At 68.7% G+C, this 17,957-nt stretch carries 14 protein-coding genes; 7 read left to right on the top strand and 7 right to left on the bottom strand.

Annotation, left to right across the window (positions count from 1 at the left end; genetic code table 11):
• Positions 1-104: 104 nt before the first annotated feature.
• Positions 105-548, bottom strand: coding sequence for an ATP-binding protein (locus tag ABZ016_RS08920; RefSeq protein ID WP_356915846.1), 444 nt, complete (start codon positions 546-548; stop codon positions 105-107).
• A 121-nt stretch (positions 549-669) separates the two neighbouring features.
• Between ABZ016_RS08920 and ABZ016_RS08915 the strand changes: the two genes are divergently transcribed.
• Positions 670-1,512 (top strand): helix-turn-helix transcriptional regulator, encoded by an 843-nt coding sequence (locus tag ABZ016_RS08915; RefSeq protein WP_356915845.1) that lies wholly within the window; start codon positions 670-672, stop codon positions 1,510-1,512.
• A complete protein-coding gene (locus ABZ016_RS08910) occupies positions 1,509-1,715 on the top strand; it encodes a DUF397 domain-containing protein (RefSeq protein ID WP_356915844.1) in 207 nt (68 codons plus the stop codon). Before ABZ016_RS08915 ends, ABZ016_RS08910 begins: the two co-directional genes overlap by 4 nt.
• A gap of 67 nt (positions 1,716-1,782) precedes the next feature.
• On the opposite strand, the gene ABZ016_RS08905 is transcribed toward ABZ016_RS08910, so the two are convergent.
• From ABZ016_RS08905 to ABZ016_RS08890, 4 genes are all read right to left on the bottom strand, one after another.
• Entirely contained in the window at positions 1,783-4,965 is a 3,183-nt protein-coding gene (locus ABZ016_RS08905) for a type I restriction endonuclease (protein WP_356915843.1), read from the bottom strand.
• Positions 4,962-6,200, bottom strand: a complete 1,239-nt coding sequence (locus tag ABZ016_RS08900; RefSeq protein ID WP_356915842.1) for a restriction endonuclease subunit S — start codon at positions 6,198-6,200, stop codon at positions 4,962-4,964. Before ABZ016_RS08900 ends, ABZ016_RS08905 begins: the two co-directional genes overlap by 4 nt.
• Positions 6,197-8,206, bottom strand: coding sequence for a class I SAM-dependent DNA methyltransferase (locus ABZ016_RS08895; protein WP_356915841.1), 2,010 nt, complete (start codon positions 8,204-8,206; stop codon positions 6,197-6,199). Before ABZ016_RS08895 ends, ABZ016_RS08900 begins: the two co-directional genes overlap by 4 nt.
• A gap of 105 nt (positions 8,207-8,311) precedes the next feature.
• Complete coding sequence (locus ABZ016_RS08890) at positions 8,312-10,531, bottom strand: N-6 DNA methylase (protein WP_356915840.1); 2,220 nt, start codon at positions 10,529-10,531, stop codon at positions 8,312-8,314.
• A gap of 159 nt (positions 10,532-10,690) precedes the next feature.
• On the opposite strand from ABZ016_RS08890, the gene ABZ016_RS08885 reads away from it, so the two are divergent.
• The 5 genes from ABZ016_RS08885 (at position 10,691) to ABZ016_RS08865 (ending at position 17,229) form a co-directional block, all read left to right on the top strand.
• Entirely contained in the window at positions 10,691-11,905 is a 1,215-nt protein-coding gene (locus ABZ016_RS08885; RefSeq protein WP_356915839.1) for a DNA sulfur modification protein DndB, read from the top strand.
• Between the two features lie 116 nt (positions 11,906-12,021).
• Entirely contained in the window at positions 12,022-12,597 is a 576-nt protein-coding gene (locus tag ABZ016_RS08880) for a hypothetical protein (protein WP_356915838.1), read from the top strand.
• Positions 12,598-12,725: 128 nt separating this feature from the next.
• Positions 12,726-14,426, top strand: a complete 1,701-nt coding sequence (locus tag ABZ016_RS08875; RefSeq protein WP_356915949.1) for a hypothetical protein — start codon at positions 12,726-12,728, stop codon at positions 14,424-14,426.
• A 47-nt stretch (positions 14,427-14,473) separates the two neighbouring features.
• Entirely contained in the window at positions 14,474-15,124 is a 651-nt protein-coding gene (locus tag ABZ016_RS08870) for a hypothetical protein (RefSeq protein WP_356915837.1), read from the top strand.
• Complete coding sequence (locus tag ABZ016_RS08865) at positions 15,121-17,229, top strand: Hsp70 family protein (protein WP_356915836.1); 2,109 nt, start codon at positions 15,121-15,123, stop codon at positions 17,227-17,229. Before ABZ016_RS08870 ends, ABZ016_RS08865 begins: the two co-directional genes overlap by 4 nt.
• A gap of 143 nt (positions 17,230-17,372) precedes the next feature.
• Here the strand turns inward: ABZ016_RS08865 and ABZ016_RS08860 are convergent, their stop codons facing one another.
• Both ABZ016_RS08860 and ABZ016_RS08855 read right to left on the bottom strand, forming a co-directional pair.
• Complete coding sequence (locus ABZ016_RS08860) at positions 17,373-17,600, bottom strand: hypothetical protein (protein WP_356915835.1); 228 nt, start codon at positions 17,598-17,600, stop codon at positions 17,373-17,375.
• A 13-nt stretch (positions 17,601-17,613) separates the two neighbouring features.
• Positions 17,614-17,934 (bottom strand): hypothetical protein, encoded by a 321-nt coding sequence (locus ABZ016_RS08855; RefSeq protein ID WP_356915834.1) that lies wholly within the window; start codon positions 17,932-17,934, stop codon positions 17,614-17,616.
• Between the last annotated feature and the right edge of the window lie 23 nt (positions 17,935-17,957).

The following is a 17,957-nucleotide window of genomic DNA, read 5'->3' as shown; positions in this document are numbered from 1 at the left end:
GAGTTTCCGAAGACTTCTTCAGAGGTGTTCGATGTGGTCCGGGATCAGTCTTCCGGGTGAGGGCGATCGCGTCCAACCTGCGTGGCTCCGGTTGCGTGATCAGGTCAGGCGGGGTAAGCCGTGAACTCCGCCCAGACGGTCTTGCCGGGCCCGCCCCCGGCGCGGGGCGAACAGCCCCAGCGGTCGGCGAGCGCCGCCACCAGCAGTAGACCGCGCCCGCCCTCGCCGTCGGGCGACGGGTCGGTGGGGAGGAGGGGGAGGCTCTCCCCACGGGTGTCGGTGACCTCGACCCGTACGGTGCGGGCCGGCGGGGATGCCGTCAGGTGCACCTGGAAGTCCCGGCCCGCGACGTGTCCGTGCTGTACCGCGTTGGCGCACAGCTCCGCGGCCACGAGCGTGATCGCGTCGTGGGCGTCGCTGTCGTACCGGACGCCCCAGGCGACGAGGCAGTGCTCGCACATGCGGCGGGCGAGACGGGCACCTCGCGGGGTGGAGCTGAAGCGCATCGTGAACTGGTGCACCGTGACGGGTGATTGTGTTGCGGTCATGTACTCACCGTGGCGTGCGGTGGCCTAGCGTGACCAGTGGTGACGCGCCGCTTACGGGCCTTTGTACGAGGTGCGCGCGGGCGCTGTACGGGTCGGTACGCGGGGGAGAGGCGGTAAGGCGATGACCGAGGTGAGGGACGGACAGCAGCAGAGGCCGGAGGACGAGCCGGGGACGGGCGTGGTGACGGCGTTCGGGCGCCAGTTGAAGCTGCTGCGGACGCAGGCGGGGCTGGAACGGGCGGAGTTCGGCAAGCGGCTCGGCTACTCGGCGGACACGGTGGCGTCGATCGAGCAGGGGCGGCGGATCCCGAAGCCCCAGTTCATCGAGAAGGCGGACGAGGTGCTGGGGGTGGGTGGGGTGCTCACGGCGCTGAAGGAGGAGGTGGAGAAGGCTCAGTATCCGGCGTTCTTCCGGGACATGGCTCGGTTGGAGGCCAGGGCCACGGCCTTGAGTGTCTATGCGGTGTATGCAGTGCCGGGTCTGTTGCAGACGGAGGATTACGCACGTGCCGTCTTCCACATGCAGCGGCCGTTGCTGGAGGACGATGTGATCGAACAGCGACTTGAGGCACGCATGGTGCGCCAGAAGATCTTCTGCCGACGTCCTGCACCCTTGCTGAGCTTCGTGATCGAGGAGGCGGTGCTGCGCAGGCCGATCGGTGGTCCGAAAGTCATGCGCGAGACCCTGGAACAAATCCTCGTCACCGGCCAGTCTAGGAACGTGGAGGTGCAGGTCATGCCGATCGAGCGGGAGGACAACGCCGCCTTGAGCGGCCCGTTCTCGTTGATCGACGTCGACAATGGGCAACGCCTGGCGTACGCGGAAGTACAGGATCTCAGCCGCCTCTACACCGACGCGACATATGTGCGCACGCTTGAGGCGCGCTATGGCATCCTCCGATCACAGGCGCTGACACCGAGCGAGTCAGTGGCGTTCATCGAGCAACTGATGGGAGACACATGAGCGTGCAGCACAGCAAGGCGGCTGTGCCCGAGGCCGCTTGGATCAGAAGCAGCTACAGCACAGGCAACGGTGGCGAATGCGTGGAGGTCGCCGCAGCCCCCGGAGCCGTCCTCGTCAGGGACTCGAAGCAGCCCGCAGCGGCCAGGCTGGCATTCAACCCCGAAGCATGGAGTGGCTTCGTGCGGACGGCCGTCGAGCGCTGAACCGGAACCGGTGGACGTACGACGAACAGGGCCCGGTGCTAAGCACTCGCACCGGGCCCCACTCGCGTCAGATGTCGTCCAGCCCTTCCTCCCGGCGGATCATCCGCCAGGCCGCGCGGCGGGCGCTGCGGTCGAGGTTGGACTTGAAGTCCCGGTCCGTACCGAAGTAGCGCTTGCCGAGCGTGTCGATTGTGGAGACATGGTCCATCATGTTCTCCTCGAACTTCTTGTCGAAGACGATGCCGAAGTTCTCCTCGTCATTGACGAGGGCGGCGGCCCGGACCTTCGGGTCCTTCTTCGTGGCGTTGAAGGCCGGGAGGACGTCCTCCTCGGTGAACTCCGTGCCGAACTTGGCGTTGAACTTGTCGATCAGCTCGGACAGAAGTGACTTCTCGGCGTCCTTCGCACCGCCGACCCCGTCGCCGAACCCCTTGAGCTCGGCGGGACCCTCGGGGTTTAGGGACACGTCGTGCTCGCCGGTCTTCTCCACGCGCAGGTGGCTCAGGTCGACCTCGCCTATGTCGACGCCGCCGTCGGCGAGGCGTGGGAGCCGGTTGAGCAGGTAACGCCCGTACAGGTACAGGCGCTCCAACTCGGCGTCGCGGTACGGCACGATCTGCGCGAGGAAACCGTACTTGCGGACGTAGTCGTTGAGATGGGCGCGGAACTCCTCGGCCGTCTCGACGTCGTCCTCCTCCTCGCTCTCCAGGAGGGCGGTGAAGCGTGTGACGGCGGGGGAGAGGAGCCGGTACAGCTCGGCGTGCAGCTTCTCCCACTTGGACTGCGAGCCGCCGGCCTTCTCCTGCGCCTCGAAGTACGCGGCGACGAACTCGTCCATGTCCTGCTCCGAGATGATCGGCGCGGACATGACGCGGCTCTGGGCCGTGTAGAGGAGGTTGGGGTCGGTGGGGAGGGTGTGCGCCTCCTCGAAGTACGGGCGGAAGGCGTCCTGGATGTCCTCGGCCTCGTTGACGAAGTCCAGGACGGCGAGATCGGCCTGGGACTTGCGCTCGGCGGTGCGGTTGAGGCGGGACAGCGTCTGCACGGCGGCGATGCCGGTCAGCGTCTTGTTGACGTACATCGTCGTCAGGAGTGGCTGGTCGAAGCCGGTCTGGTACTTCTCGGCGACAACCAGGATCCGGTACTCCTGCTGACCCTTGCCGCCGGCCTTCGCGGCCTTGTCGTCGGCGCGGGTGTAGGCGAAGGCCTTGGGCAGCGCGTTCTCGGAGAGACCGCCGTTCTCCTTGACCTCGGTGGTCTCCTCGCCGTCGATGGTGAGGGTGCCGGAGATCGCGACCAGCACACCGAGGTCCGGGTACTTGGTGTCGTACTCACGGTCCTTGATGTAACTGCGGATGGCGCGGGCCATCTGCACGGCGGAGTGGCGGGAGGCCGTGACCACCATCGCCTTGGCCCGTCCGCCGAGCCGGCCGCGGGTGTGGGCGAGGAAGTGCTCGACGATCACCGTGGCGTGCTGGGACACGGTGTGCTCGTGCATGAGGGCGAACCGGGCGAGATGGCTGTTCGCCTTGGAGGGATCGACCTCCTTCTCGTCTCGGTTGAGGTTCGCGAGCTTCCAGTAGGTGTTGTAGGTGACGTAGTTGCGCAGCGGGTCGAGGATGAAGCCTTCCTCGATGGCCTGGCGCATGGAGTAGGTGTGGAAGGGGCGGTAGACGGTCGTGCCGTTCTCGACGCCTTCCGTGCCGAAGAGTTCGAGGGTCTTGGACTTGGGCGTGGCGGTGAAGGCGAAGTAGGAGAGGTTGGCGGCTCGGGAGCGAGCCACGGCCTTCGCCTTGAGCTGGTCGTCCACGGTGACCGTGGTCGCGCCCTCGTCGTCCGAGTCGGCGTCCAGGCCGAGGTCGCGCAGGGCGGACTTCACGGCGGTGGCGGCGTCACCTGACTGCGAGGAGTGCGCCTCGTCGACGATGATCGCGAAGCGGGTCCCCTTGATCTCGGTGGGGTTGCGCTTGATGTAGTCGAGCAGCGCCGGGAACGAGTGCAGGGTGACGGTGACGATCTTGCCGGTGTCCCGGGAGAGGGCGCGGGCGAGCTGCTCGCTCTTCACGCCGTGCTTTTCGTCGACCTTCACCACCAGGCCGTCCGTCTGCGAGAAGCTGCCGACGGTTGCCGAGAGCTGCGCGTCCAGGGCGCGGCGGTCGGTGATCACGATGACCTTGTCGAAGACCGGCTCGCCGGGCTTGATCCGGCCGTCGGCGAGAGCGTCGGGCCTGAGAACGGCAGGGTCGGTGCGGGCGTGCAGGTCGCTGAGGCGGTGGGCGAGCCAGCCGATGGTGTTCGACTTGCCGGACCCTGCCGAGGCCATGACCAGGTAGTTCTGGCCGGCGCCGTGGACTGAGGCGTGCGCGGTGAGCTTCCGGACCACGTCCCACTGGTGGAAGCGGGGGAAGATCGTCTTCTTGGTGGTGCCGCCGCCGGGTGTCTTGTCCTTCTGCTGGTGCACGAAGCGCTGGAGGAGGTCGAGCCAGTTGTCCCGCTGCCAGACCTGTTCCCAGAGGTAGGAGGTGGCGTACGTGCCGTGGGCCGTGGGTGCCGGGTTTCCTGCCCCACCGGGCTGGCCGGGGCCGTTCGAGCCGGTGTTGAAGGGCAGGAACTGGGTGCTCTTGCCGCGCAGTTGCGTGGTGACGAAGACCAGGTCCGGGTCGACGGCGAAGTTCGCGATCACGCGCCGCGTGAAGATCAGCTCGGTCGGGTCCCGGTCGGTGCGGTACTGCTCCTTGGCCTGCTCGACGCCCTGCCCGGTCAGCGGGTTCTTCAACTCGGCCGTGGCGACCGGTATGCCGTTGAGGAACAGGGTGAGGTCGAGGCGGTGACCCCAGTCGGCCTGCTTGGTGGCGTAGGGGAGTTCGCGTACGACGGTGAGGCGATTTGCGCGGTAGCCGTTGAGGACGGAGTCGGCGGAGATGAGGTTGGGCTTGAAGTAGGCGACGCGGAGACGGACTCCGCGGTCTTTGACACCGTTGCGGAGGACGTGGAGCAGCCCGTCGTCGGCGACGGCCCGGTCGAGCCGCTGAGCGAAACCGCGCTGTGCCTCGTTGGGGTTGCCGCCGTAGACGGTGAGCAGTTCGTTCCACTCGTCGGGCTGCGTGGCACCGATGAAGGTGAACAACTCGTTTGTGTCGAGCCCGAGATCGGCCTTGTAGTCCTCGGGGTTCGCCTCGCGCCAACCTCGCTCACAGAGGGCGGCGACTATGGCGGACCCGAAGGAGGATTCACCGTGCATGGGGCTCATACGGATACTCCTTCGGTTACGTTGCGGCCGCTGGCGGTGGAAACGTCGAACTGGCCGGTTACAGCGGCATTGATGAGGGCTTGGCGGCGTTCTGCGAACAAACGGGACTGAGCTTGAAAAGCTCTGGTCAAGGACTTGTAGCGTTCTTGCGTAGTCTGAATAATCCGCAGTAGATCGCGCTGGGCAGCTGGCGTATCAGGCCAGAAGAGACTGAAGTTGGAAAGATCTTCCATACCAAGAGTTGGCTGAGCCGTATCAGAGCTCGTAGCGAGCGCTGCCTGACGCATGAACTCAGGGGTGGTGAGCCAGGCGGAGATAAGTTCGGGTGGGATGCCAACTCTTGGGCGAAGGGAGGCCACAGCGCGGGCGACATTTGCGCCTTCTAGTTCTGGCGGCACGATGGCAGAGCGTCCCATGGTTCCCACAACGCTTAGAAGTACATCTCCGGCTTGGGTCACCGTACGTGCGTACTGGGACGAAAGTTCTTTGGGGATCCGACGCAACGATGCGGCTCGTCCAGGTAGGTCGAGCAGGTCATTAACTCGGATGAATCGTACCCCGTCACCGTCGATGAATTGAGGAACTAGGACACCGTAACGAGGCCTTGATGCCAATAGGTACTTGAGACGGGTTGGTGCGTGGTTATCACGACTGAAGGCCGCATCCAGTGTAGAAGCGTACCATTCTTTGACCAGTTGCATTTGATTGCTACGCAAGTCCACGAGCTGGTCAATGTGCGCCGTCTCGGCATCGAGGAAGTCGGCGATGCGCTGCTGCTCCTCGAGAGCGGGGACACGCATCGAGATGTTGGCGTAGCGGTCGGCGTTGAAGTTTTGGATAGTGGAGGCGACGGCTTCGGAATGCACCGTTCCTTGAAATCCGGCGGACTGTGTTGCGTAGTTCAGGAAGCGGGGTTCCACTCCCGGCTTCGGGCGAAACCGGATGAGGAATCCAGCGAACGTGTATCCCTGTGCCTGCTCCGGAATGAGGAACGAGCGCCCAAGAGTGCCGCTGCGAGACAATAGGATGTCCCCCGGGGCCAATTGATGCCGGGCCTCAATGGTCATGTCTACATGCACCCCGCACTCGGCGTCTCTCAGGGTGCCGTCGGCTGCGATGTCGGATGTCCTGATGAGGCGGGTTCCGGCCGCCGAGTAATGGTCGGCGGGGACGTTCAGGCCGTATTGTCCCGAGTCGACGCACAGGTGCTTCAGCCGTGTCTCTTTCCAGGTCACTCCGTCACCTCTCTGAGTAGCCCCTGAATCTCTGCCTCCAACGCCTTCAACTTCGCGTCGATCTCCGCCAACGGCGGCGGCGGTTTGTGCACATAGAAGTGCCGCGTGAACGGAATCTCGTACCCGATCTTCGTCTTACTGTGATCAATCCACGCATCTGGCACATGCGGGTGGACCTCCCGCCTCAAGTACTCCTCGACGTCCTCACCCAACGGGACGTTCTCGTAGTCGCGAAGCTCCCCGTCCGGCTCCGACTGCCCCTTGACGCGCTGCTCCTCGCCCTCCGGGTCCCGGACACCGATCACTTCACGCAGCGCCTTACTGAAAGACGCCGCCGTTGGCCACGTCGAGCCGGCCGCGACCACCGCGTCCTTGAGGGTGAGCCAGGTCTCATGCTTCGTGGCCCAGTTTGTGCCCATCAAGGACTTGCAGGCGTCGGCCAAAGCCGAAGCCTGGGGGAGCTTCTGGATGACCTTGGACAATTCCAGCGCCGCCAGTGTCGCCTCCGTCACCTCGAAGCGCAGCTTTAGTGGGCGTTCGACCGTGATCCGCTGGTAGCCGAAGTCTTCGTTGCGGAAGACCTTCACCTTGCCGTGCAGCGGGTGGCTCTCGTCATTCGCGGCTTCCAAAGCCCGCCCGTACAACCGCGTAATGTCGGCGATGTGGTCGGGCGTTCCGTTCGATCCGTCCCCCAGCCGCTTGCGCTTGTCGCCAAGCGACTTCGGCATCTTGCACCACTGGTCCCGCGCGTCCAGCAGCACGACCTTGCCCTTGTGGTCCGGGCTCTTCCGGTTCGTCAGGATCCAGAAGTACGTCGAGATCCCGGTGTTGTAGAAGAGCTGGTCCGGCAGGGCCACGATGCCCTCCAGCCAGTCGTTCTCCAGGATCCAGCGGCGGATCTCCGACTCGCCCGAGCCCGCCGCGCCCGTGAACAGCGGCGAGCCGTTGAAGACGATCGCCAGCCGCGAGCCGCCCCCGCCGTTCACATCCACCGGCTTCATCTTCGAGATCATGTGCTGGAGGAACAGCAGCGATCCGTCGTTGATGCGCGGCAGCCCCGCCCCGAAGCGGCCGGCCTCGCCCAGCGTCTGGTGCTCGCGCTCGACCTCGTCCTTGACCTTCTTCCACTCCACGCCGAACGGCGGGTTGGCCAGCATGTAGTCGAAGGACTTCCGGGCGTGCCCGTCGTCGGAGAAGGAGTTGCCGAAGGCGATGTTCTCCGGGTCCTGGCCCTTGATCATGAGGTCGGACCGGCAGATCGCCCACGACTCGGGGTTGAGCTCCTGCCCGAACACCTCCACCGTGGCGTCCGGGTTCAGCTCCTTGATGAGGTCGTCCATCGCGGAGAGCATGCCGCCCGTGCCGCAGGCCGGGTCGAGGACCGTGCGCACCGCGCCGGGCAGCTGCAACGCGTCGCCGTCCGGGGCGACCAGCAGCCGCACCATGAGCTGGATGACCTCGCGGGGCGTGAAGTGCTCACCGGCCGTCTCGTTGGACTGCTCGGCGAAGCGGCGGATCAGTTCCTCGAAGATGTAGCCCATGTTGTGGTTGGGCACGACCTCCGGACGCAGGTCCAGGTCCGTGAACCTGCCGATGACCTGGTAGAGCAGCCCGGCCGCGTCCAGCCGCTTGATCTGCTGCGCGAACTCGAAGCGGTCAAGCACGCCCCGCGCGTTGTCCGAGAAGGCCCCCACGTACACCTGGAGGTTCTGCGCCGCGTTCTGCGGGTCCGCGGCGATCTTCTTCAGGGTCAGGCTGGACCGGTTGTAGAAGGAGTGGCCCGAGGCCCGCCGCAGGAAGCGGTCCGGGTCGATGCCGCCGTCCTTGTGCTGCTCCGCGATCTCCGCGACCTTCTCGCGGGTCGGCTCCAGCACGCACTCCAGTCGCCGCAGCACCGTGAACGGCAGGATGACCTTGCCGTAGTCGGACTGCTTGTAGTCCCCCCGCAGGAGGTCGGCGACGGACCACGCGTGGTTCGCCAACTCCGTGTGCTTACTGCTGTTCAACTGGATCCCCGGATTCCTTCCGAAATGTCCCAACCCCACCGCCCGGGCCGATCAGCCGACCGGGACGGTCCGACAAGTGTGGTCTATGTGTGAGGGGCCGCGTGCCTAATGGGGTGAATCGTCACCCCGGCCCCCCACCGCGTCTCCCTCCGCCGCCTCACGCGTGGGCAGCAACTGCCCGCCCGTGAGCCCGCCCGCCAGCAGCCGCGCCGTCTCCTCCGCCAGCAGGGTCGCCCGCCGCGCCTCCGCCCGGAGCTCGTGCACGTGCCGGAACGCCTCCCCGTACCGCCGCTGCTCCTCCAGCGGCAGCAGCGGCACGCGCAGCCGGCCCGGGCTGACCGTCAGGACCGTGCTGCCCGTCGACGCGGCCGCGATGTTCTCCTCCGCGCCCAGGAACCCGGCGAGGAACCAGGCGTCCAGGCGCGCCGGGTCAGGCCGGAAGAGGTGGACGTGAAGCCCGAGCAGCGCGCCCGCGTCCTCCTCGCCCGCGACCCTGGCCATCGAACCGTCCTCGCTCGCCACCGCCCGTACGAGGACGTCCCCGAAGGCGATCACGGGCGCCGTGTGGCTGGGCAGCTCCGCCGGGTCGCCCGTGGGGCCCGACCCGCGTGCGATGTCCGAGCCGGTGAGCACGGCGCGGCCCGTGTCCGGCCGCTGCCCGCTCCCGCCCCCGTCGCCGTCCGCGCGGCCCCGCGCGCCCTCCGGCAGGGTCCGCAGCAGGGTGAGTGCCCCGCCGCGCGCGAGGTCGGACGCCGTCGCCGTCCGCCACTCGCGGGCCGAGGCGCCCGCGGTGCTCCAGCCCTCCCGGCCCGCCGTCTGCGCGAGGGACCGCGCGGCGCCGACGAGGCCGCGGCGCGCGGCGTCGAGCCCGGCCGACAGCTCCGCCGGGTCGACCTCGGCCCGCGACGCCCGTACGAGCCGCGCCGGAGTCAGGTCCACCACGTCGTCCAGCAGGTCCACCACGCCGACGGCGTGCGCGACACCGGGTTCGCCCTCGAAGGTGTCCGGGTTCTCCGTGAACGTCCGCCACGCGCCCAGGGCGCGCTCTGCGACGCCCTCCCAGTCCACGGACGAGGACCGGCCCCCGCCCCGGGTCCGCGCGGTCACCGCCGTTCCACCGCGCCCGGCCGCCGTCCCCGTACCCGTCGCCGCGTCCGCCGCCGTGTCCACGAACAGCACCGACTTGCGTGCGGGGCCGCCCGGTTCGGGCCGTTGCAGCACCCACACCTGGAGCCCGACGTGCAGCGGCACCGACGCGCCGGCCGGCAGCGCGATCACCGCGCGCAGGGCCCCGCTGCGCACCAGTTCCGCCCGCACGCGCCGCCCCGACGCCCGCCCGGCCGTGGCCGGTGGCAGGAGCAGCGCCGCGTAACCACCGGGCACGAGATGGGCGAGCGCGTGCTGCACCCACGCCAGCTCCGACTCGGCGCGCGCCGGGACGCCGTACGCCCAGCGCGGGTCGTACGCCAGCTCGTCGTGGCCCCAGTCGCGCACGCCGTACGGCGGGTTGCACACCACCGCGTCGGCGAGCAGGTCGGGGAAGGCGTCCGTGCGGAGACTGTCCGCGGCGCGCACGGTGACCTCGGCCTCCGGAGCCGTCAGCATCAGGCTCACGGCGCTGCGCAGGGCCTGCACGGGCAGGGTGTCCTGGCCGTACAGCTCACGCGCTCCCCGGCGGGCGGCCGCGGCGAGCAAGGTGCCGCCGCCGCAGGCCGGGTCGAGGACGCTCGACGCGGACCCTGGGATCAGACGGGCGAGCAGGTCCGCGAGCGGCCCGGGGGTCAGATACGCGCCGGACGCGGCGCTGTCCTCCAGCTCCCGCTCCGCGAGCACGCCCAGCGCGGCCTGGCCCCCCTCGTCACGTACACACGCGTACAACGCGCGCAGCACCGCCGCGTCGCCCGCACCGAAACGGACGGGACCGGCGGCCGGCACGGCGTCGGCCGCGGTGACGGCGTCGCGCTGTGCGCGCGCGACGAGATCCGCGTCCGGCGACTCCGTGACGGCCGTCAGTTCCCCCGGTGAGTGACCCGCCGCCGCGAGGACCAGGAGCAGCAGGCCCTCCGGCACACCGCTCCCACCGCTCTGCGCGCGCAGACGCAGCGTCGTACGGAGCTCCTCCGCCGGGGTCGCCGCCGAGACGTGACCGCGCGCGGACAGCCAGGCCCGCACGGACTCCAGGTCGTACAGCGGACTGCTCTCCGTGCCGCCGGACGGCGCGGGGAAGTCCTCGTGCCGGCGGCGCCAGTTGCTGACCGTGGCGCGCGTGACCCCCGCGATGCGGGAGATCTCGGCGGCGGTCACCTGCGCGGATGACTGGGGCATGGCGGGAGTCCTGAGCCTCTCTGGAGTGAGCAGTCAACAACCTACAACGTTCGTCAAATCTGTCAACGTGATTGACGATGCTTTCATTGACATGCTTCTCCGGTGTTGCTTCCACGTGGAAGCCGCAGAATCTCCGGGGGGAGTCTCATGCTTCTGACCATGCCGACCGCCGTCGTGGAAGGCACCCAGCTCACGGTGATGCCGTTCCGTGCCGACGCCGTCGTCGGAACGATGTCGGTGCCCACGCTCGTCCAGCTGGTGCCCTCGCCCCGCGCCGAGGAGGACCCGCGCAAGCTGAAAGCCGCGTCCGGCCTGGTGCGCCGGCACGCCGAGCTGCGGGCCACCGTGCAGCGCACGCTGAAGTCCTCGCAGAAGGGCAAGAACGTCGGCCCGTACGCCGAGTACATCGCCGCCGGCCTCAAGGGCGAGCTCGGCGCCGCCTGGTCCACGCCGCCGGTCACCCTGTGGCACGCCGGACCGCTCGCCGCCCTCAGCGACGAACTCGTCCCCGGCAGCGGCCTGCGCACCCTCACCGTCGCGCCGGGCACCATGGTCATCGCCATCGACGGCGAAACCCAGACCACCGCCTGGCACGACCTCTACGACGACCCCGAGGCGTACGGCCTGACGTACCCCGAACTCGCCCAGGTGCGCCTGCCGTTCGAGCTGTACGTCGACCTCGCGCCCGCCGACGCGCGGCAGATCTTCTACGACCGCAACGTGCAGGGCGTGGCCGTCGCCAAGAACCTGGCCATGTCCATGGACCAGCGCGACTACGGCACCCGGCTCGCGCACCTGGTCGCGGACGCGGTCAACGTCGACGTGGACGGGCAGCCGGTGCCCTTCGCGCGGCTGGTGAACGTCAGCAAGCGGCAGGTGTCCGCGACCGACCGCGAGGTCGTCACCCTCTCCGCGCTGCGTGCCCTCGTCGTCACCACCCTCTACGGGCGAGGCGGCCTCCAGCGGTCCGCCGAGTCCGTCCAAGAGGACGAACTGCCGACGGGGTACCGGCCCGAGCAGGTCGAGGCGGCCGTCGTGCCGCTCCTCGCTCAGCTGATCGCCCGCCACGCCCGCGAGTTCACCGAGCGCAGCGCCATCACCGCGCCCGCCGTCCTCGCGGGTATCGGCATCGCCGCCCACCACACCATGCCGTGGACCGACTCGGCGTCCGCCTTCCGCACCGACGACCTGGTCCGCCTCCTCGACGACATCCGCTGGGAACGGGAGGCCAAGTACTGGGACGGCGTCGCCGCGAAGACCGGCACGTCCGGACGCCTCAACTTCAGCGGCGGGGTCAAGGACTCCGGCGGCCGGGTCGCCGAGGCGATCCTCTATCCGGCGACCAAGGCGGGCCGCAGGATTCGGGGCTTCTGAACCCGGAGTGCTACCAGGGGTTGAGCGACCGTTGAGGAGAGCCGACCTCATGACGGTCCAGCACTTCACCCACCCACCCACCTCACGTCACACGCACCCAGAAAACGGAGTACGCCATGACCCTCAACCAGCCGCCCCCGCAGCCCGAGCACCGTCCGCAGGGTGCCGGCCCCTTCGGGCTCGGCACGCCCACCGGCCCCGCACAGCCCGCGCGCCGCCGCAGACGGTGGCTGAAGTACGGTGCGGTCGCCCTGGTCTCGTTGCTCATCGGCGCCGCCATCGGCGCGGGCGGGGACTCCGCCGATTCCGGCAAGGCGACGGCCGCCGACACCAAGGCCGGCCCCCGCCCCACGGTCACCGTCACCGAGACGGCCGAGGCCGACGCCGAGCCCGCTCCCACGGTCACCGAGACGGTGACGGCCAAGCCGAGGAAAACCAAGAAGCCGGGCCCTGCGACCAGCTTCTCCGGCGAGGGCGAGTTCGTGGTCGGTGAGGACATCAAGCCCGGCACCTACAGGACGGCCGGGCCGGAGGACGAGCTGGGCTGCTACTGGGAGCGGGCCAGGAACGCCAGCGGCGAGTTCGAAGCCATCATCGCCAACAACAACCTCAACAGGCCGGGCCGGGTGACGCTCAACGAGGGGGAGTACTTCAAGACCAACCGGTGCCAGGAGTGGAAGAAGGCGGGCTGAAGCGGAAAGCCCGCATCCGTCCGGAGCTGAGGCGCAGCCCGAAGTAGGCACACTACCTGCGTTTTTTGCAGGTAGGGGGAGGGCTAGGTGAGATTCCTGTGCGAGGTTACTCTGTCGGCGTGTACGACATGACCGACCCGGTTGCCGCCCGCCGCGCGGCGATAGCCGCGGAGAAGGAGCGCCTGGCTCGAGCGCGCGAGCGCCGGAGCGGAGGCGGCTCGGCCGGCGCCAGTGGGTTCGTGCAGCGGAAGTGGCGCTGGGTCGGAGTCGATGGCGGTGAAGCCGTCGATGAGGTCCTCGAGGTCCTCAGGGAGATCGAGGGGGCGTCCTCGTTGACGGACGCCCAGAACGCGGTACTCCGCCAGGCGATGGAGGGCGCACCGGACCGGGAGGCGCTGTTGCCCACGGTCCGGGCAGGTCTGGCCGCCTTGGAGCCCGAGGCCGTCCTGCGGCGTGTGCGCGCGCTTTGGGCTGCGGGGGTGCGATGGCTGAACGAGGCGGGGCTGGAGCGATGTCGTGTCCTGTGCTCCACCGCTCCCGGGCTCGAACTGGTCAGCGCGAGGTCCCGGGCGGTGTCGGGGGGCCCCGCCTTCTCGCTGTTCGCCACGGCCGCCACCCGAGGCGCGGTTCCCGTGCCCAACGCGGCCCTGGCACACGTACTGCCGTGGGCACCGTTGTCGGTCCTCGACGACCTCATCGACCACGGCGGTCTGCTGGCCGAGGACGAGCCGTGGGCGGCGCGCGACGACAGGGAGGCGCTGTACCTCCGAGCCCGCCTCGCACCCAAGTCCGTCAGCGCTGAAGAGGCCGCACGGATCGGCTGGCACACCATGCTGCGCCGTCGGGCGTTCCTGGCCGACGAGACGATCATGCGCCAGGAACCCGAGGACGTCTGGGATCTGCTGTACGACGTGGTCAGGGAGGTCCAGCTGCCGTCCCTCGACGCTCTGGACGCCGCCTTGCCCCGCGCTGAGCAGATCCAATTGCGTGACCTCCGATCCGGGGCGCTCGTGGGGCAGTGGGACCGCGAGACCCTTCGCGACCGCGGACTGTGGAGGCTGATGGCCGCGCTGTGGCGGCCGACCACGCCCGTCGACCCCCGGCGAAGCGACTTCTACGCTCTGGTCGCGCTCAACCGTGCCTACGACCTGCTGAAGACCGGCGACTTCGAAGGGGCGCGCCGTCAGGCGGAGGCCTTCGTGCGGGAACGCAGGCAGGACCCGGCCCTGCCCGCCGACCTCATGGAAGAGGCGTACACCATCGCCGCCTACGTCGCCGCCGTAACCTCACCCGAGGCCGACAGCGACCGGGCGTCGAAGGAGCAACTGGCCCTCGCCGAGACGTACGCCGAGAAGGCCGCGGAGAACGGTGGTCCGGTCGCCGAGCGTAACCTCGCGCACGTACGGACCTGGAGGGCCACGTCGAGGAACAAGCGGGGGATGATGACGAACCCGTTCCTCGAACTCGGCCTGGACCACGGACAGGAGGGCTGGGACCGGCACTGCCGTGACCTGTTCCGCGAGTACGAACAAGTGCGGGACCAGGCAGCGCAGGCCCGGCTCAACCGGGCACAGGACCGCATCGACGAGGCCACGCGTCACGAGGCCGGGTTCGACGTCTTCTTCCAGGTGCCTCTCGACCGGTGCCGGTACGACTTTCCCGAGACCGTGCCCAGGCGACTGGTGCCTCCGCTGGAGCCGATGGCACGTCGGAGCACCGTCACGAGCGGTGCGGACCTCGAGTCGATCCGCGCTCTGGCGGCCGTCGAACTGCTCGACGACTTCCGCAGCACTCCACCGCACCTCGACCGGCACGGCCCCACCCGCTGACGGTCTTTCCGATGAACGCACGACGGTGAGCGAGGCGCAACCAGTCCATGGCCGCGAAAAGGAAGCCCACGGCACGCCGTGGTGAGAAGAAGGTTCCCAAGAATGAGCGTGTTCATCGCCCCTGCCCGCACTGCGGCCGGATACAGCCCGGCAAGGGTCAGACGGACGCGCCGCACACGCCCGGCGGGCTGAAGCGCCGCAGGGAGAAGCGGCAGCGGTCGGACGAACAGCCGGCCCTCGCGCAGCAACAGGCGGTACCTGCCGCACTGGAGCCCATCGACGCCAAGACGATCATCCAGGGAGTCGTCGAGCGGGTCCCGACCGCCCTGGAAGAGGCGGGCTCCGGCGAGTCCCCGCCGTCCACGGCTCTGAACATGGCGGTGCGCAAGGCGGTGCTCGACGAGTTCCGCACGCGTACCCAGTTCGCGGGGCGTCTCGCGGAGATCGACGCTCTCGTGTGGGCGCAGACGGCGCACGGTGGTGATCTGCTGGGCGGAGCCATGGGGGAACACCTGCGGGCACTGCGCATCCTGAGGGTGACTGAGCCTGAGGAGAGCGACCGGTTCGTGGTCACCGAGGGCGAGGGCGAGACGTTCGAGGTGTTGCGCCCGGCATACGTCGACGAAGTGACCGGAAAGGTCATTCTGGCCGGACACCTGCGGCGGGTATCCGGCCCTGCACTGGGGGAGGAAGAATGACGACGGGGATCGACTTCGGCACCACCAACTCGGTTGCCGCCCAGTGGAACGGCGAGTACGTCGAGATCCTGGAACTCGGTGGCCAGGGGCTCGACGCGGACTGGGGGCGGCCCGGTTTCGAGAAGCTCTACCCCTCGGTGGTGGGCACCAGTTCCCTCCGCGCCGGAGCCCTGTTCGGCTGGGAGGCCAAGCTGCGGTCCGAGAAAGCCGTCGAGGCATGCAAGCGGCTGCTGCGCGAAGAACCGCTCGTGACGGTCGGAGGGCGACGCTTCGCCGCCACCACCGCGGCCGCCGGAGTCTTCCGCTCCATGGTCACCGCCGCGGAGGAGGAAGCCGCTACCGAGATCGGTGAGGCGGTGATCACCGTTCCGGCGAACGCCACGGGGGCGGCGCGCTTCCGTACCCGGGAAGCGGCTCGGGCGGCGCGCATCTCGGTCAAGACGCTGCTGAACGAACCCACCGCCGCCGCCATCGCCTACGCGCACACCATGGAGGAGGACGGGGAGTTCCTCGTCTTCGACTGGGGCGGCGGAACCATGGACGCCACCCTGCTGCTGCACGACGACGGATTCTTCGACGAGAAGGCCAGCCGCGGCGTCAACCAGCTCGGCGGTCTGGAGATCGACGCGCGGCTGCGCCGTATGGTGCTCGACCGGGCACCCGCGCGCAGGAAGTGGACCGAGTCCGAGCAGCGACAGTTCGCCCTCGACATCGAGCGCAACAAGATCCTGCTGTCTTCCCAGGAGTTCGTGCGTATCACCACGCCGGACGGCAACGCCGTGGAGATCGGGCAGGACGAGTTCTCCGCCGCGATCCAGGACCTGATCACCCGTGCACTCGACCCCGTCGAGGAGTGCCTCGACCAGGCCCGCATCGATCCCGGCGAACTCAAGGCCGTGCTGATGATCGGTGGCAGTAGCCAGATTCCCGCCGTGCGCGACGCCGTGGCCGAGGCCCTGGACTGCGAACTCGTCGGCGCGGATCTCTGCGACCCGCTGACCGCCGTCGCCGAGGGAGCGGCGATCTGCGCGGCCGCCATGGACGGAGAGCTGAAGAGCATCATCCGCGTGGTGAACACGCACGCACTCGGCACAGTCACCAAGGACCAGTACGGCAAGCGCGAGTTCAGCGCGCTGATCGACCGCAACCAGCGGCTTCCGCAGCAGCGGAAGAAGTCTTACCAGCCCTCCAGGGACGGTGTGTCCAAACTGACCGTCGAGGTGTGGGAGGGGGACCCCGACCGGCCCGTCGACCATCCGGACAACGTGAAGCTCACCGAACTCGTTCTTTCCTATCCTGAGCGTTCACAAGCCGCTGAGGACGGCGCGTTCGACCTGGAGTACACCTACAGCAAGGAAGGTCTGCTGACCGTGCGGGCCACGCTGCAGAAGACGGGGCAGCCCGTCCTCAACGGTGAGGTCCGGGTCTTCGGTGACAAGACCGTCTCGCCGGAGATCGAGAGCGAGCTGCGCGACCTCTTCTCGCTGCGCACGAGCGGCCGCGAGATGCCCCGGCCGACGCATCCCCAACCGGTTCCGGCCGTCCCGGCGGCCCCAGCGGTTCCGGCGCAGGATCGACAGGGTGGCGCCGGAGCGTCGGTCCGGCCAACGCCCGCAACGATGGCTCAGTCGGTCAAGGCCGCCAAGCAACCTGCCGCGGCCCTGGTGGTGGACGGTTCGAACCTCGCGTGGAACGGCCGCCCGCCGCGTCACGTGGGCGGACGGCCGAGCTTCCAGGCGCTCCAGGCAGCGATCAAGTCACTGCGGTTCAAGAACCCGGACCGGGACATTCATGTCGTCGTCGACGCGACGCTCCGGCATGATGTCGCCGCCGACGAGCGTCCGCTGGTGGAGGAGGCGATCGCCGCCGGCACGGTGGTGCAGCCGCCGGCCGGTACCGAGGGCCGAGGGGACGCCCTCGTCATCAGCATCGCCGAAGAGGTGGGCGGAGTGATCGTCTCCAACGACAATTTCGCTCCCTTCCAAAAGGGCAACCCGTGGCTTCTGGACGACGGGAGGGTGTTGGGCGCCACTCACTCCCAGGGAGTGTGGGTCTTCAACCCACGCAGGCCCAACGTGGCCGGACTTGCGGGGCGTCGGCGCTGACGTCGGCTCGGCCGGCCGGGGCTGCGCTGCCGCAGACGACGCATGGGAGGCGGTACGGCGCTCGGCAGCCGTCGGTGGTGGGCGTCACCACCGGCGGCACGACCGGGTGCGCCGCCTTGGCCCGAGCACGGCGCACGGCGTCCTCAATCCGCCCGCACCGTGATGTAACGGACCGGCCGGTCCTCCACCTTCGTCAGCAGGCCCTTCTGCGCGAGATCCCGGAGGATCCGGCGGGTGTGCTTGTCCTGCGGGTCGTGTCCGGCATCGCGCAGCGCGCGCAGGCTGCGTTCGGTGTCCCAGGAGCCGCCGTACGTCCGCACCGCCTGCTCGAGGTTGGCGCGCTGGCTGGTGGCCGGAGCCGCCTCGGTCATCGTTCGCCGCCCCTCAGACAGGGTCGGTGAGCGCGGTGGAGTGCGCCCGTTTGGTGTGGTTGGCGATGCTCGCGCGGGTGCCTGCGTAGTCGCACGACGAGCACCTCTGCCACACCCCTTCGGACACGGCACGCGTGCTCACCGAGTGTCCTGGACCGTACCCGTGTGCGTGCAGCAACTGGGCCACGGAGGAGCCGTATTCGACCGCCAGAAGCGCCGCCTCGGCCACCTTGTCGTGACCCGGGGCGAAGAAGGATCCGGGGCCGACCTTCCTGGCGCATCCGCACCAGCAGGTGCCGATCGGGGTGAGATGGGGGAGAGGCATCGTCGTCATGACGTCACCGTAGGCCAACGACG

This window comes from Streptomyces sp. NPDC006372, from assembly GCF_040612515.1.
Taxonomy (GTDB): domain Bacteria; phylum Actinomycetota; class Actinomycetes; order Streptomycetales; family Streptomycetaceae; genus Streptomyces.
The sequence above is the reverse complement of the archived record's forward strand: the minus strand, read 5'-3'. Positions and strand labels throughout refer to the sequence as shown.